The sequence below is a fragment of the Streptomyces sp. HPF1205 genome (assembly GCF_020400825.1).
In the GTDB taxonomy this organism is placed as follows: domain Bacteria; phylum Actinomycetota; class Actinomycetes; order Streptomycetales; family Streptomycetaceae; genus Actinacidiphila.
On record NZ_JAINVH010000005.1, the window covers coordinates 219,764 to 235,266 of the forward strand.

General features: G+C 73.9%; 11 protein-coding genes. 7 read left to right on the forward strand and 4 right to left on the reverse strand.

The annotated features are described in order from the left end of the window. Positions 1–17 precede the first annotated feature (17 nt). Together K7G61_RS08335 and K7G61_RS08340 are read right to left on the reverse strand one after the other, a co-directional pair. On the reverse strand, positions 18–1,754 hold the full coding sequence (locus K7G61_RS08335; RefSeq protein ID WP_374204090.1) for a 3-hydroxyacyl-CoA dehydrogenase family protein: 1,737 nt from the start codon (positions 1,752–1,754) through the stop codon (positions 18–20). 699 nt (positions 1,755–2,453) lie between these two features. Beyond that, positions 2,454–3,554, reverse strand: coding sequence for an Rv2578c family radical SAM protein (locus tag K7G61_RS08340; RefSeq protein ID WP_225846036.1), 1,101 nt, complete (start codon positions 3,552–3,554; stop codon positions 2,454–2,456). A 115-nt stretch (positions 3,555–3,669) separates the two neighbouring features. Between K7G61_RS08340 and K7G61_RS08345 the strand changes: the two genes are divergently transcribed. Together K7G61_RS08345 and K7G61_RS08350 are read left to right on the forward strand one after the other, a co-directional pair. Then, on the forward strand, positions 3,670–4,122 hold the full coding sequence (locus K7G61_RS08345; RefSeq protein WP_225846037.1) for an SRPBCC family protein: 453 nt from the start codon (positions 3,670–3,672) through the stop codon (positions 4,120–4,122). 472 nt (positions 4,123–4,594) lie between these two features. Beyond that, positions 4,595–6,991: an MFS transporter gene (locus K7G61_RS08350; protein ID WP_374204091.1), complete on the forward strand. Its 2,397-nt coding sequence runs from the start codon at positions 4,595–4,597 to the stop codon at positions 6,989–6,991. A gap of 162 nt (positions 6,992–7,153) precedes the next feature. Here the strand turns inward: K7G61_RS08350 and K7G61_RS08355 are convergent, their stop codons facing one another. Beyond that, positions 7,154–8,833, reverse strand: a complete 1,680-nt coding sequence (locus K7G61_RS08355; protein ID WP_225846038.1) for an MFS transporter — start codon at positions 8,831–8,833, stop codon at positions 7,154–7,156. Between the two features lie 180 nt (positions 8,834–9,013). Next, positions 9,014–9,202, reverse strand: coding sequence for a hypothetical protein (locus K7G61_RS08360; RefSeq protein WP_225846039.1), 189 nt, complete (start codon positions 9,200–9,202; stop codon positions 9,014–9,016). A gap of 179 nt (positions 9,203–9,381) precedes the next feature. Here K7G61_RS08360 and K7G61_RS08365 point away from each other — a divergent pair, with 179 nt between their 5' ends. The 5 genes from K7G61_RS08365 (at position 9,382) to K7G61_RS08385 (ending at position 15,446) form a co-directional block, all read left to right on the forward strand. Further along, entirely contained in the window at positions 9,382–10,119 is a 738-nt protein-coding gene (locus tag K7G61_RS08365) for a class I SAM-dependent methyltransferase (protein ID WP_225846040.1), read from the forward strand. 72 nt (positions 10,120–10,191) lie between these two features. Then, a complete protein-coding gene (locus K7G61_RS08370) occupies positions 10,192–11,025 on the forward strand; it encodes a M55 family metallopeptidase (protein WP_225846041.1) in 834 nt (277 codons plus the stop codon). Continuing rightward, a complete protein-coding gene (locus tag K7G61_RS08375; protein WP_225846042.1) occupies positions 11,018–12,490 on the forward strand; it encodes a M20/M25/M40 family metallo-hydrolase in 1,473 nt (490 codons plus the stop codon). The genes K7G61_RS08370 and K7G61_RS08375 overlap by 8 nt, the downstream gene beginning before the upstream one ends. Further along, positions 12,487–14,484, forward strand: a complete 1,998-nt coding sequence (locus K7G61_RS08380; RefSeq protein WP_225846043.1) for a prolyl oligopeptidase family serine peptidase — start codon at positions 12,487–12,489, stop codon at positions 14,482–14,484. Before K7G61_RS08375 ends, K7G61_RS08380 begins: the two co-directional genes overlap by 4 nt. Next, entirely contained in the window at positions 14,481–15,446 is a 966-nt protein-coding gene (locus K7G61_RS08385) for an LD-carboxypeptidase (protein ID WP_225846044.1), read from the forward strand. Before K7G61_RS08380 ends, K7G61_RS08385 begins: the two co-directional genes overlap by 4 nt. The last annotated feature ends 57 nt before the right edge of the window (positions 15,447–15,503 follow it).

Consider the following 15,503-nt stretch of genomic DNA (forward strand, 5'->3'; position numbering starts at 1 on the left):
GCGCGCGACCCTCCCGGTCAGCGCCGGGCATACTCGCGGAAGCCGCGGCCGGTCTTGCGCCCCAGGCACCCCGCCGACACCAGGTGCTCGAGCAGCGGCGCGGGCGCCAGGCCCGGGTCGCGGAACTCCTCGTGCAGCACCCGCTCGATGGCCAGCGACACGTCCAGGCCCACCACGTCCAGCAGCTCGAACGGCCCCATCGGGTAGCCGCCGCCGAGCTTCATGGCGGCGTCGATCGCCTCCACGTCGGCGTAGTGGTCCTGGACCATCTTCACCGCGTTGTTCAGGTACGGGAACAGCAGCGCGTTGACGATGAAGCCCGCCCGGTCGCCGCAGTCCACCGCGTGCTTGCGGATCGCGCCGCACACCTCGTGCGCGGTGGCGTGCACGTCGTCGGCGGTCAGCACCGTACGCACCACCTCCACCAGCTTCATCGCGGGCGCCGGGTTGAAGAAGTGCATGCCGATCACGTCCTGCGGGCGCCCGGTCGCCCGCGCTGTCGCCACCACGGGCAGCGAGGACGTGGTGGTGGCCAGCACCGCGCCCGGCTTGCACACCTTGTCCAGCACCCGGAAGAGCTGCTGCTTGACGAACAGGTCCTCGGCGACGGCCTCCACCACCAGGTCCGCCTCGCCGAGCGCGTCATAGGCGGCGGCCGGCCGCACCCGGGCCACCGCCTCGTCCCGCCGCTCCCGCGGCAGCCGGCCCTTGGCCACCGACCTGTCCAGCGACTTCGCCAGCCGGGCCACCGCCACCTCGGCCTTGTCCTGCGTGCGGGCGGCCAGTACCACCTCGAAACCGGACGTGGCGAACACCTCCGCGATGCCCGTCGCCATGGTGCCGGATCCGACCACCCCGACGGTACGGACGGTGCGCCCGGCAGCCCGCTCCGGCCCGTCCGCCGGCGTCTCGGCGTCGGGCACCACGACCGCGCTGCCCGGCGCCTGGTAGGTGTAGAAGCCGCGGCCGGACTTGCGGCCCAGCAGCCCCGCGGCGGTCAACTGCTTGAGCACCGGCGCCGGGGCGTGCAGCCGGTCCCTGGTGGCCTCGTACATCGCCTCCAGGACGGTGGCGGCGGTGTCGACGCCGATCAGGTCCAGCAGCGCGAGGGGGCCCATCGGCAGGCCGCAGCCCAGCCGCATGGCCGCGTCGATGTCCTCGCGGGTGGCGTACCTGGCCTCGTACATCGCCGCCGCCTGGTTGAGGTAGCCGAACAGCAGCCCGTCGGCGATGAAGCCGGGCCGGTCGCCGACCGCGACCGGTTCCTTGCCGAGGCTGCGCACCAGCGCGGTGACGGCCTCGGTGGCCCGCGGGGACGTCAGCACGGTCGAGACCACCTCGACCAGCCTCATCGCCTGGGCGGGGGCGAAGAAGTGCAGGCCCAGCACCCGGTCCGGGCGGGCGGTTTCGGCGGCCAGCCGGGTCACCGACAGGGCGTTGGTGCCGGTGGCCAGGACCGCCTCCGGCTTGACGATCCGGTCGAGCGCGGTGAACACCTCGCGCTTGGCCTCCCAGCGCTCGTCCACCACCTCGATGACGAGGTCGGCCTCGGCGGCCGCCTGCAGTTCGGGAAAGGTGCGGAAGCGGGCGAGCGCGTCGGAGCGCTCGGCCGGCGAGATCCGGCCGCGCTCGACGGCCCGGGCGGTGGAGGACTCCAGCGCAGCGGCCGCGCGGCGGGCGGCGGCGTCGCTGAGGTCGATGCCGATCACCTCGTGCCCGGCCCGGGCCAGGACCTCGGCGATGCCCGCGCCCATGGTGCCCAGTCCCACGACGGCGACGACGGGCAGGTGGGTGGCGGCAGGGGCGGCGTGCGCGGGAGCGGGGGCTGCCGCCGTGGACTCGGCGGTCGTGGAGGCGGCGGTCGCGGAACCGGCGCGCGCGTTGGCTGCGGTCGCGTTCGCTGCCGTTGCCTGGGTGGCGGCCGCTTGGGCGGTGGCCGCATCGGCCGCGGTACGGGCGTCGTGCGCGGCAGTGGTGGGGGAGGGTGACGAGGACGTGGTCGGACGGTTCATCGCGTGACTCCAGTGGCTGACCAGTGGCTGAGGAGATCCGCGGGCGCGACGGTGGACGCGCGCGAGCGGGGAGAGGCGAAGCCGCGGGCCGTTGGCGACGGCGCGTACGGGGGTGTGCGCCGCGCGCCCGCGCGGAATGCCTGGCGGGCCCTGTCCCGGGGCCGCGCCGCGATGTGCCGAACCGACGTGGTGGTGCGGTGCGCACGAGTCTTCGACCGCGCGCACGGGTCGCTGGACGGCCGCGTCACCGACACGTCCTGCGCCTTCTCCGACATTAACCGGCGGGTAACTTCCGCGCCAGTCCTGCGCGCATGTGATTTCCTGCCTTTTCAGATGAGCGGCGCCAGCGGCACTGGCGGCGCTTGCGGCCATGAAGGTGGCGGTGGCGCCACGGATGGCGCCCCGGGTGTCCGATCGGGATGTCCGCACCCTCGCCGCGGGTCACGGGAAGGTGAGCTGGGTGGGCTGCGGGCTCCGGTCGCCTGGCCGGCCGTCCGGCTGCTCGGGCTCACCCGGGCCCGCGGGCTCCCCTCGCCGACCTCGTACCCCGGGCTCCTCGCCGCCAAGGGTGCGGCCCCGGTGCGGCGCTGCGGGACGGGCGGTGGGGCCGCAGCCGAACTCGGCGGCGAATTCGTGCACCTGGCGGGTGACCCGGCGCTGGTACCACTTGGGCGCATAGGCGCCGCCCGCGTACAGGGCCTCGTAGCGCCGCACCAGGTGCGGGTGGGTGCGGGCGAGCCAGGACATGTACCACTCGCGGGCGCCGGGGCGCAGATGCAGGACCAGCGGGGTGATCGAGGTCGCGCCGGCCGCCGCGATGGCGCGCACGGTGGCCCGCAACTGCTCAGGGGTGTCGCTGAGGAAGGGCAGGACGGGGGCCATGAGGACGGTGGGGGATATCCCGTTGTCGCGCAGGGTGCGGCAGACCGCCAGCCGCGTCTCGGGGGAAGGCGTGCCCGGCTCCACGCTGCGCCACAGCTCGCCGTCGAGGAAGCCGACGGACAGCGCGATGGACACATCGGTGACGCGTGCGGCCTGCCGCACCAGTTCAAGGTCGCGCAGGATCAGCGAGCCCTTGGTGAGGATGGAGAAGGGGTTCGCCCGGTCGCGCAGCGCGCCGATGATGCCGGGCATCAACTGGTAGCGGCCCTCGGCGCGCTGGTAGCAGTCCACGTTGGTGCCCATGGCCACGTGCTCGCCGCGCCATCGCGGCGAGGCCAGTTCGCGGCGCAGCAGCTCGGGGGCGTTGACCTTGACCACGACCTGGGTGTCGAAGTCGTGCCCGGTGTCCAGGTCGAGGTAGCTGTGGGTGCGGCGGGCGAAGCAGTACACGCAGGCGTGGGTGCAGCCGCGGTACGGGTTGACGGTCCACTCGAACGGCATCCTGGACGCGCCCGGCACCCGGTTGAGGATGGAGCGCGCCCGCACCTCGTGGAAGGTGATGCCGCGGAACCCCGGGGTGTCGAAGGTCCTGGTCGTGACGGCGTCCGTCCCGAAGAGAGCCCCCGCGGCGTCGTCGCGGCTCAGCCGGTCCCAGCGCACAGTGCCCTCCTTCGGTCGTCCTCCCTCCACAATAGAACACAGATTCGAAAAGCGGTTGTGGTTGGCTTGGGCGTCACGTGAGGAACACGTACGGACACGGAACCGAGGAGAAGACATGGCGCTGGTCGAGGCCACGACCGAGCGGACCGTCGCGGCGGCACCGGAGCGGGTCTACGACGCCCTCGCCGACTACGAGGGCACGCGCGGCCGCGTACTGCCCGAGCAGTTCAGCGAGTACGAGGTCAGGGAGGGCGGCAAGGGGGCCGGCACGGTCGTGCACTGGCGGCTGCAGGCCACCAGCAAGCGCGTGCGCGACTGCCTCTTCGACGTCACCGCGCCCACCCCTGGCCAGCTGGTGGAGACCGACCGCAACTCCTCGCTCGTCACCACCTGGACCGTCACCCCGGCCGGCGAGGGCCGCAGCAAGGTCGTGGCCACGACCACCTGGCAGGGCGCGAGCGGCGTGGGCGGCTTCTTCGAGCGCACCTTCGCGCCCAAGGGGCTGAACCGGATCTTCGACGCGGTGCTGGCCCGGCTGGCGGCGGAGGTGGAGACGCCCGGCGCCTGACCGGCGCGGCCGCCAACGCCTTTGTCGCCCGGGTGGTTTCCCGCCTGTTCACCGATAAGGGTGGATTTCCGGCTTTCCTGGGAATCGGCACGCCTGCCCCTCGTTGTCGCGTCAGCGGGAACGTGGTGAGGCAGGCGTGACGAGGGGAGCGGCAGTGAGTGGCGGGACGCTGATCGAGCGTACGACCGCGGTGACCGGCGAGACGGCGGCGGCCGGCGGATCCACGGGGGACGCGGGCCCCGCGGATCCGCCGGCCGGCCTTCCGGGCGGTCCCGGGCCGGATCCCGCGGGCGCCCCCGCTCCCGGGTCCTCCGGCGCCCCCGGTACGGCGTACGACCCCTCGTACGACCCCGCCCACGCCCCCGCCGACGGCGTCCCGGGCGGGCCGGTGCCGCACGAGGGGGACGAGGGCGGTCCCGGTCCCGCGGTCGTGCTCAGCCCGCGCCGGACCCGGCTGGTCTTCACGGGCCTGATGCTGGCCCTGCTGCTCGCCGCCCTGGACCAGATGATCGTGGCCACCGCCCTGCCCAGGATCGTCGGTGACCTCCACGGCCTGGACCGGATGTCGTGGGTCGTCACCGCCTACCTGCTGGCCTCCACCATCGGCCTGCCCCTGTACGGCAAGCTCGGCGACCTGCTGGGCCGCAAAAGCGTCTTCCAGTTCGCGATCCTGACCTTCGTCGCCGGATCCGCGCTCGCCGCCTGGTCGCGCACCATGAACGAGCTGATCGCCTTCCGCGCCCTCCAGGGCATCGGCGGCGGCGGTCTGATGATCGGCGTGCAGGCGATCATCGCCGACATCGTCCCGGCCCGCCGCCGCGGCCGCTACATGGGCCTGATCGGCGCCTCCTTCGGCCTGGCCTCGGTGGCCGGGCCGCTCCTCGGCGGCTTCTTCACCGACCACGCCTCCTGGCGCTGGTGCTTCCTGGTCAACGTGCCCATCGGCATGCTGACCCTGACCGTGACCGCCCTCGTCCTGAAGCTGCCCATACCGCCCGCCCGCCCCCGCCTCGACGTGCTCGGCGCCTTGCTGCTGGCCGCCGGCTCCACCTGTATCGTCCTGCTCACCACCTGGGGCGGCTCCACGTATGCCTGGCGGTCCCGGGAGATCCTGGGCCTGGGCGGCGGCGCCGTGCTGTGCGCGCTGCTCTTCGTCCTCGTGGAGCGCTTCGCCGCCGAACCGATCATCCCGCTGCGGCTGTTCCGCGACGGCGTCTTCGCCGTCACCGCCGTGGTCGGCGCCGTCGTCGGCGTCGCCCTCTTCGGCGCGGCCAGTTACCTGCCGACGTTCCTGCAGATGGTCGACGGCGCCAGCGCCACCGGCTCCGGCCTGCTGATGCTGCCCATGATGCTCGGTGTCGTCGTCGCCTCCACCGTCTGCGGGCAGCTCATCAGCCGCACCGGCCGGTACAAGGCCTTCCCCGTCCTGGGCGCCGCCCTGTCCGCCCTGGGCATGTGGCTGCTGTCACACCTGAGCACGGACACCCCGCGCGCGCAGTACAGCGTCTGGATGGGCGTCCTCGGACTCGGTCTCGGCCTCGCGCTGCCGGTCCTGGTGCTCGCCGTGCAGAATTCCGTGCGGCCCGGCGACATGGGTGCGGCCACCAGCGCCAACAACTACTTCCGGCAGATCGGGGGTTCCGTCGGCGCGGCCGTCTTCGGCACGCTCTTCGCCGACCGGCTGGCCAAGCGCCTGGCCGTCGAACTCCCGCACGGGGCGCGGCTGCCCGACGCCCAGTCCGTCACCCCGCAGCTCGTGCGCACACTTCCCGCGCCCGTCCGCGACGGCTACATCCGCGCGTACGCCGAGGCCATGCCCCGGATCTTCCTCTACCTGGTGCCGGTGCTCGTGCTCGGCTTCCTGTTCGCCTTCCTGCTCAAGGAGAAACCCCTGGTGACCCAGCACGCAGCCGCCGCCCCGGCGTCGAGTCCGACGGCGTACGACGCCTCCGGCGCCGGCCCGCACCCCGACCCGTACTCCACCCCTCTCGCCGCACCCCACTCCGCTTCCCCCGCCGCGCCCGTGCCCACGTCCGATTCCGACGGGTACCACGCCGGATTCGCCGGGGCGCCGGACAGCCCCGTGCCGGGGGCGCGCAGAGCGCATGGCGGCGGGGTTCCGGTGTGCGGCACCGTCCGGCACTCCGACGGCAGCTCGGTGGGCCGCGCCGCGCTCACCCTCATCGACGGCGGCGGACAGCAGATCGGCCGCGGTGCCACCGCCGAGGACGGCCGCTACGCGCTCAGCACCCCGGGCAGCGGCTCGTACGTCCTGATCGCCGCCGCCTGCGGCCACCAGCCGCAGGCCGTGAGCGTCACGGTCGCCGACCGCCCCGTGGAGCTCGACGTGGTGCTCGGCGGCGCGGGACGGCTGGCCGGGACCGTGCACACCGCCGACGGCACGCCGGTACGGGACGCGGTGGTCACCCTCACCGACGTGCGCGGCGACGTGGTGGCCGCCTCGCGCAGCGGCAGGGAGGGCGGCTACGCGCTGACCGACCTCGTGGCGGGGGAGTACACCCTGGCGGCCAGCGCTCCCGCCTTCCGGCCGACCGCGCTGCCGGTGTCGGTGCAGGCGTCCCGCGAGACCCGGCAGGACGTGGAGCTGGCCGGCGGCGCGGTGCTGCGCGGCACGGTGCGGGCGCCCGGCGGCCGCCTGGTCGAGGACGCGCGCGTCACGCTCCTGGACGCGGCCGGCAACGTGGTGGACTCCGTCACCACCGGCTCCGACGGCCACTTCCGCTTCGTGGACCTGGCCGCGGGCGAGTACACCGTGATCGCCGCCGGCTATCCGCCGGTGGCCACGGTCCTCCAGGTCGCGGGCGGCGGCAGGACCGAGCGCGACCTGCAACTGGGCCACCAGGACTGACGCGGGCCCGGACGGGCGGTCGGCGCCGCCCGTCCGGGCCCGCGGCCCGTACGGCGAAAGGGCCGGTTCCGGCGGTCGGTTCTCCGGCAGGTGGTTCCGGCGGTCGGTTCTCCGGCGGGTACTTGCGGCGGGTCGGTTCCCGCCGGCCGGCTCCCGCCGGGGTCAGTTCCCGCCGGCGGGCACGTCCTTCTTGCTGCATTGCGTGCCGCGGATCTGGCCGAAGGTCCCGCCTATCCGGTACTTGCCCGGCGTGGGCGCGTACAGCCGGGTCCAGTCGCCGTCCTGGGTGAGGCAGCCGTGCTTGTTGTCCGAGGCGCCCTCGATGCCGAGCACGGGCGACCAGGGGATGCGCACCAGCGTGGAGCCGGCCACCGGCATCGTCACCGTCAGCTCCGCCGGCCCGGCCTCGTTCACCACGGCCGGCGGGTCGGCCATCGGGTCGGCGCCCGTCACCCGGAAGAGCTGCCAGTTGGCGTCCCGCCACACCGGCTGGAGCCACGGCTGCCCGGCCGCCACGATCTTCGCCTCGCGCACCGCGGCGCCGTCCGGCTGGTCGGAGGGCAGCACGACGTAGTTCACGCTCCAGCGGCGCAGCCAGTCACGGTAGGCGCCGGGGGTGAGCGTGCCGTCGTAGAAGAGGGGATTGCGCTCCACGTCGGCCTGACGGTTCCAGCCGCGCGCCAGGTTGACGTAGGGCGACAGGCCCGACGCCTCCCAGTGCGAGCGCAGCGGGACGACCTCCACCCGGCCGCGGTCCGCCCTCACGTGGCGCAGTTCGCTGATCAGCGGGCCCGAGTGCTTGATCGTCGCCGACACCGCCGTGGTGTTGACCTGGTCCACGATCGGTTTGGTGATCTGCCATACGGCCACTCCGGTGAACGCCAGCCACAGCGCCATTCCGCGTCGGCCCGCCCAGGTGCTGTCCCGCGCGACGATCAGCAGCACGGTCCCGCCGAACAGCAGCGCCAGCCGCTCGACGTTGCTCCCGATGGGTGACGGGATGATCCAGGTCAGCGCGACACCGACGCCGTACACCCAGGCGCCGGCCCGCAGGGAGCGCCACCGCTTGGGCATCACGAGGCCGCCCACGACGGCGATCGCGAACGGGATGATGGCGAAGTACCAGGCGAAGGGCTGCACCCCGTAGAAGGGGAAGAGCAGCGAGGTCGCGCCCACCACGAGCGGCGGCGTCGCGAACAGCGGGTAGGACTCCTTGCGCCGCCCGGTCAGGAACATCGCGGCGGCCACCACCAGCATGAACAGACCCGCCACCGGGCTGCACATCGTGGCCAGGGCGGTCAGCGCGGTCGCCGAGGCCAGCCGGTGCGTCCGGGCCCGTACCGCCTTTTCGGGCGGGAACAGCAGCACCGCGGCCATCAGGGCGAAGAGCATGCCCAGCGCGAACGTGACCCGCCCGGAGACAACATCACACCAAAGAGCGAACGTGGTCCACATGACCGGGATCAGCGGCCGCTGCACCCTGGCCCGCATCAAGAGCGTCGCGGCCACGGTGGCGGACAGCGTCCCCGCTATCACCGCCGTGGTGCGCACCCCCAGCACGGCCATGATGTAGGGCGACAGGATGCTGTACGAGGCCGGGTGCAGCCCGCCGTACCACGACAGGTTGTAGGTGGCCGAGGGGTGGGCCCTTATGAAGTCGGTCCACGCGTACTGGGCGGCCATGTCGCCGGAGTCCTTGGCCAGGAACAGCGCCCACAGCAGGTGCAGGACCGCCGCCGCGACCGTGGCCACGATGATCGGACGGCGGGGGTCGAAGCGCCGCAGAAGCGCGCTCGGCCGTCCGCCGGGAGCGGCGATCCGTGCGGGCTGCACCGTGGTCACATGGCCTCTTCCGTCGCGGGTGGCATACGTCCCGCCGGGTCCCGTCCGGCGGGAGCGAACCCTTCCCCAAGGGTGCCTTGGCGCAGGGCTCGAACAGAGGGTTTGGACGCTAGCACGGCTGGATTGGTTGCCTCTGCGCGGGCGTGCGCCCTGTTTTGCGTATTGCCTCCCCTGGTGCCCTCACACAGCCGTACCGTGGTTGCGGCGCCGCAGATCTTGGTCCGCGGGGCCGCGCGCCGTCCCGGTCCGCTCCCGAAAGAGCCAGGGGAAGGAGCCCAACGAACCATGGATCGCCGTCTCGCGCCAGGGATTTCCGGCCGGCTCCCGCTCGCGGTGGTCGTCGTCGACGACGCCGGACAGGTCCGGCACACCAACGCCGTCCGGCACGCGCGCGCCCGCCGGGTGGGTCTGCGTCCGGTGCGAACAGAAGCTCCCCCGCCGCGGCCGGTGACCGGTGCGCGCGGGGGCGTCCACCCGCCGGGGCCATCCGTCGGGCGTCCACCCGTCAGGCACCACCTGCCGGGTACCTACCTGGGGAGTGAGTACGCGTGACCGACACGGGCACGTACGAACGGGCGTGGGAGACCTTCTGGCGGCAGGCGCCGGACGAGGCGGAGGGGGTGTTCTGGGACGCCGACGCGTCCCGGTCGGCGGGTCTGCACCTGCGGTACTTCGGGCCGCATTTCGACCCGGCGCTGCCGGTCGTCGACCTGGGGTGCGGCAACGGCACGCAGACCCGCTTCCTGGCCCGGCACTACAAGCGGGCGATAGGCGTGGACCTGACCCGGGCGGCGGTCGAGCGGGCCGCCCGCGACGACGTGGCGGGCGCGGCCACGTACCGGCAGCTCGATGCGACGGATCCGGCCGCCGTGGCCGCGCTCCACGAGGAGACCGGCGACGTCAACGTCTACATGCGCGGGGTCCTGCACCAGTGCCGGCCGCAGGACCGGGTCCGCATGGCCGAGGGCATCGCCACACTGGTCGGCGCCCGCGGGCGGGCGTTCGTCTTCGAACTGGCCGAAGCCGCCAAGGGGGTGCTGAGCGGCCTGGCCCAGGCACCCGCGGGACCTCCGGTGAAGCTCAGGCCGGTTTTCGCCCTGGGCATAACCCCGGCCGACGTGGCGGACGACGCGCTGCCCCGCTATTTCGCCGACGCCGGGCTGAGCGTGCTGGCCCGGGGGGAACTTCCGCTCGCCACGACCGAGTTCGCGCCTGACGGCAAGCCGATAGAGCTGCCGTCGAAATGGCTGGTCGCGGGCCGTCCGAATCGCGCCCAAGAGGTCTAGACCACAGAAGTTTTCCACAGGGCGGGAGCCGACCCTGGCAGGAGGCTCCCGCCCCCGCGTAACGTGCTCGGCATGAAGATCCTCATCTCCGCGGACATGGAGGGCGCGACAGGTGTGACCTGGCCGGCCGACGTGCTGCCGGGCAGCGAGCAGTGGCAGCGCTGCCGCCACATGTTCACCTCGGACGTCAACGCCGCCGTCGCCGGCTTCTTCGACGGCGGCGTCGACGAGGTGCTCATCAACGAGGCGCACTGGTCCATGCGCAACCTGCTGCTGGAGAAACTGGACGAACGCGCCCAGATGCTCACCGGCCGCCACAAGGCGCTGTCCATGGTCGAGGGCGTCCAGCACGGCGACGTCGACGGCATCGCCTTCGTCGGCTACCACACCGGCGCCGGCACCGAGGGCGTGCTCGCCCACACCTACCTCGCCAACTCCGTCACCGGAGTATGGGTCAACGGCGAACGGGCCAGTGAAGGCAGGCTGAACGCGCTGGTGGTCGCCGAGTACGGCGTCCCCGTCGTCCTGGTCACCGGTGACGACCGCACCGCCGCCGACGCCGGTGGCTACGCGCCACGTGCCCGTACCGTCGCCGTCAAGGACTACGTCTCGCGGTACGCCGCGGTGTGCCGCCCGCCCGCGCGCACCGCCGCCGACATCAGGGCCGTCGCCAAGGAGGCCGCCGCGCTGGCGGTACGCCACGAGCCGGTGCAGGCGGGCCCGTTCACCGTGGAGCTGGAGTTCGACGCCGTGCACCTGGTGGGCGCGGCCACAGTGGTGCCCGGCGTGGAGCGCACCGGGGAGCGGCGGGTGGCCTACACCCTGCCGACGATGTACGAGGCGATCAGGGCCTTCAAGGCCGTCACCACGCTCGTGTCGCAAGCGGTGGAGGAACAGTATGGCTGAGCGAACCGTCTCCCCGGCCGCGCGAGTGCCGGCCGGGCCCGGGCGGACAGGCGGCGCGGCGGGCCTCCCCGGGCCGTCGCCCGTCGTGGACGACCTGGCCCTGGACGAAGTGGTCCGCTTCACCTCCGACCTGATCCGGTTCGACACCACCAACCGCGGCGGCGGCGACGGCAACGAGCGGCCCGCCGCCGAGTACGTCGCCGAGCGGCTCTCCGACGCCGGGATCGAACCGGTCGTCCTGGAGTCCGCCCCGCACCGGGCCAACGTCGTGGCCCGCATCCCGGGCGCCGACCCCGGCGCCGGCGCGCTGCTCGTCCACGGTCACCTGGACGTGGTGCCTGCCGAGGCCGCCGACTGGACCGTGGCGCCTTTCTCCGGCGAGGTCAGGGACGGCGTGGTCTGGGGACGCGGCGCCATCGACATGAAGAACATGGACGCGATGGTCCTCGCCACCGTCCGTGCCTGGGCCCGCTCCGGGCAGCGCCCCGCCCGCGACATCGTGCTCGCCTTCACCGCCGACGAGGAGGACTCCGCCGCCTACGGCGCCGGGTTCCTCGCCGCCCAGCACGCCGGCCTCTTCGAGGGCTGCACCGAGGGCATCAGCGAGTCCGGCGCCTACACCCTGCACGCCGACGGGATGCGGCTGTACCCGGTGGCGGCGGGCGAGCGCGGCACGGCCTGGATCAAGCTCACCGCGCGCGGCAGGGCGGGCCACGGCTCGAAGGTCAACCACGACAACGCGGTCAGCCACCTCGCCGCCGCCGTCGCCCGCATCGGCGAGCACCGCTGGCCGGTCCGCCTGACCGGCACCGTGCGGGCCGCCCTGACGGAACTGGCCGCGCTCTATGGCGTCGAGGCCGACCTCGACGACCCGGACGCGGTCGACGGCCTCCTGGACCGGCTCGGCGCCGCCGCCCCCCTGGTGCGCCCCACCGTGCGCAACAGCGCCAACCCCACCATGCTCCAGGCCGGCTACAAGGTGAACGTGATCCCGGGCTCGGCCACCGCCCATGTCGACGGGCGGGTCGTGCCCGGCGGCCAGGAGGAGTTCACCGCCACCATGGACCGGCTCACCGGCCCCCACGTCACCTGGGAGTACCACCACCGCGAGGTGCCGCTCCAGGCCCCCGTGGACTCGCCGACGTTCGCCGCCATGCGCGAGGCCCTGCTGCACTTCGACCCGCAGGGGCACGTGCTGCCGTTCTGCATGTCGGGCGGCACCGACGCCAAGCAGTTCTCCCGGCTGGGCATCACCGGCTACGGTTTCTCGCCGCTGCGGCTGCCCCCTGGCTTCGACTACCAGGCGCTCTTCCACGGCGTGGACGAGCGGGTGCCGGTGGACGCGCTGCACTTCGGGGTGCGGGTGCTGGACAGGTTCCTGCGCGGCGGGGCCGCGAGCGACCGGTCCGCGCCCTTGGGGACCGCCGGGGACGCACTCGCGCACGGCGAGGAGGCGACCGCGTGACCGCCCCCGAAGCCCCCGCGGTCCTCCCGTACGGTGAATGGCCGTCGCCGATCGACGCGGCGACCGCGGCCGCGCACGACGGCAACCCGGAGTACGTGGGCGTGGTCGGCGAGGAGGTGTGGTGGACCGCCCCCCGCCCCGCCGAGGCCGGCCGCCGCGCCCTGATCCGCCGCAGGCCCGACGGCGCCGAGGAGTGCCCGCTGCCCGCGCCGTGGAACGTCCGCAGCCGCGTCATCGAGTACGGGGGCACGCCCTGGGCCGGCGCGGTGGTCGACGGGACGCCGCTGATCGTCTTCGTCCACTTCCCCGACCAGCGCCTCTACGCCTTCCGGCCGGACGAGCCCGCGGTCGCCCCGCGCCCGCTGACACCGGTCTCCCCGGTGGGCGGCGGCCTGCGCTGGGCCGACCTGACCCTGCGTCCCGAGCGCGGCGAAGTGTGGGGGGTGCTGGAGGAGTTCACCGGCGACCGGCCGACCGACGTCCGCCGGGTGCCCGCCGCCGTGCCGCTCGACGGTTCCGCGGCCGACGACCGCACCGCGGTGCGCGAACTGACCGCCGCCACCCACCGGTTCGTCACCGGTCCGCGGCTCTCCCCGGACGGCCGGCAGGCCGCCTGGCTGGCCTGGGACCACCCGAGGATGCCGTGGGACGGCACCGAGCTGCGGATCGCCGACGTGGACACCGCCGGCGTCTTCACCTCGGCCCGCACCCTGATCGGCGGGCCCTCGGAGTCCGTCGCCCAGGCCGACTGGGCCGCCGACGGCACCCTGCTGGCCGCCACCGACCGCACCGGCTGGTGGAACGTTCACCGGGTGGACACGGCGACCGGTGAGGCCGTCAACCTCTGCCCGCGCGAGGAGGAGTTCGGCAGCGCGCTGTGGAAGCTGGGCCACCGCTGGTTCGCGCCCCTCGACCACGGTCCGGTCGCGGTGCTGCACGGCGTCGGCGCCCACCGGCTCGGCCTGCTCGACCCGGCCACCGGCGAGGTCACCGACGCGGCCGGCCCCTGGACCGAATGGGCACCCGCGCTGGCGGTCACCGGCAGCCGCGTCGTCGGCATCGCGGCGAGCGCCCGCACGGCGTACGAGATCGTGGAGCTGGACGCGGCCACCGGCCGCACCCGGGTCGTCGGCGGCGCCCACCACGACACGGTGGACCCCGCCTACCTCCCCGAGGCCGTCCACCGGACCTTCACCGGGCCGGGTGGGCGCGAGGTCCACGCGAACGTCTACCCGCCGCGCAGCCCGCACGCCACCGGCGACGGCCCCGCGCCCTACGCGGTGTGGGCCCACGGCGGCCCCACCGGCCACGCCGCCATGGTGCTCGACCTGGAGATCGCGTACTTCACCTCGCGCGGCATCGGGGTCGTCGAGGTCAACTACGGCGGCTCCACGGGATACGGCCGCGCCTACCGCGACCGGCTGCGCGAGCAGTGGGGCGTCGTCGACGTCGAGGACTGCGCGGCCGTCGCCGCCGGCCTGGTCGCCGAAGGCGCCGCCGACCCGCGGCGGCTGGCCGTGCGCGGCGGCAGCGCGGGCGGCTGGACCAGCGCGGCCGCCCTCGCCACCAGCGGGACGTACGCCTGCGGCACCGTGATGTACCCGATCCTCGACCTCACCGGCTGGTCACCGCAGGGAGGCGAGACCCACGACTTCGAATCGCGGTACCTGGAGTCGCTGATCGGCCCGCTGGCGCGGGTGCCGGAGCGGTACCGCGACCGCTCGCCGGTCACCCACGCGGACCGGATCCGCGTGCCCTTCCTGCTCCTGCAGGGCCTGGACGACGTCATCTGCCCGCCCGTGCAGTGCGAGCGGTTCCTGGCGGCCGTCGCCGGGCGCGGCATCCCGCACGCCTACCTCACTTTCGAGGGCGAGGGCCACGGCTTCCGCCGCCTCGACACCATGGTGACGTCCATCGAGGCCGAATTCGCCCTCTACGCGCGGGTCTTCGGATTCGAGGCGCCCGGCGTCCCTGAACTGGAGCTGACCACATGAGCGCGCCCTTGAAGGCCGCGGCCGGGGGCGCGGCTCCGGTACCCGCGCTCAGGCGGCCGCGCCGGCTCGTCCCCGGTGACCGGGTGGGCGTCGTCGCGCCCAGCGGACCCGTACCCCGCGAGCGGCTGGAACTCGGGCTGGACATCCTGCGCGGCTGGGACCTCGAACCGGTGGTGGCGCCGCACGTCCTGGACGCCCACCCGTCCGGATACCTGGCCGGCGCCGACCGGGACCGGGCGGCCGACCTCCAGGCCGCCTGGTGCGACCCGTCGCTCGCCGCCGTGATCTGCGCCCGCGGCGGTTACGGGACGCAGCGCATGGTGGACCTGCTCGACTGGGCGGCGATGGCCGAGGCCGCGCCCAAGGTGTTCGTCGGATACAGCGACATCACCGTGCTGCACGAGGCCTTCGCCACCCGGCTCGGTGTCGCCACCCTGCACGGGCCGATGGCCGCCGCCGAGACGTTCCTCAAGGACCAGCCGACCCAGGACCACCTGCGCCGTACCCTGTTCGCCCCCGGCGAGACCCGGGTTCTCACCTCACCCACAGCCCGCACCCTTGTGCCCGGGCGCGCCGGCGGCGTGACCCTCGGCGGGTGCCTCAGCCTGCTGGCCACCGACCTGGGGACCGCGCATGCCCGGCCGTCCGCCGACGGCGGCGTCCTGATCCTGGAGGACGTGGGCGAGGATCCCTACCGCCTCGACCGCTACCTCACCCAGCTCCTGCGCTCCTCCTGGCTCGGCGCCGTGAGCGCTGTCGTCCTCGGCTCCTGGGAGCGGTGCGGTCCGGCGGAGGAGGTCCGCTCCCTGATGCTCGACCGGCTCGGTCCGCTCGGTGTCCCCGTCGTGGAGGAGTTCGGCTTCGGCCACTGCCCCTCCACCTTGACGGTTCCCCTGGGAGTGCCGGCGGTGCTGGACGCGGAGGCGTGCACCCTCACCCTGGAGGTGCCCGCGCTGAGCTGAACGGATGCCGCGGGGTGGGGCTTCTCGCGGGGGTCTCCCGGGGTGGGGCTTCTCGCG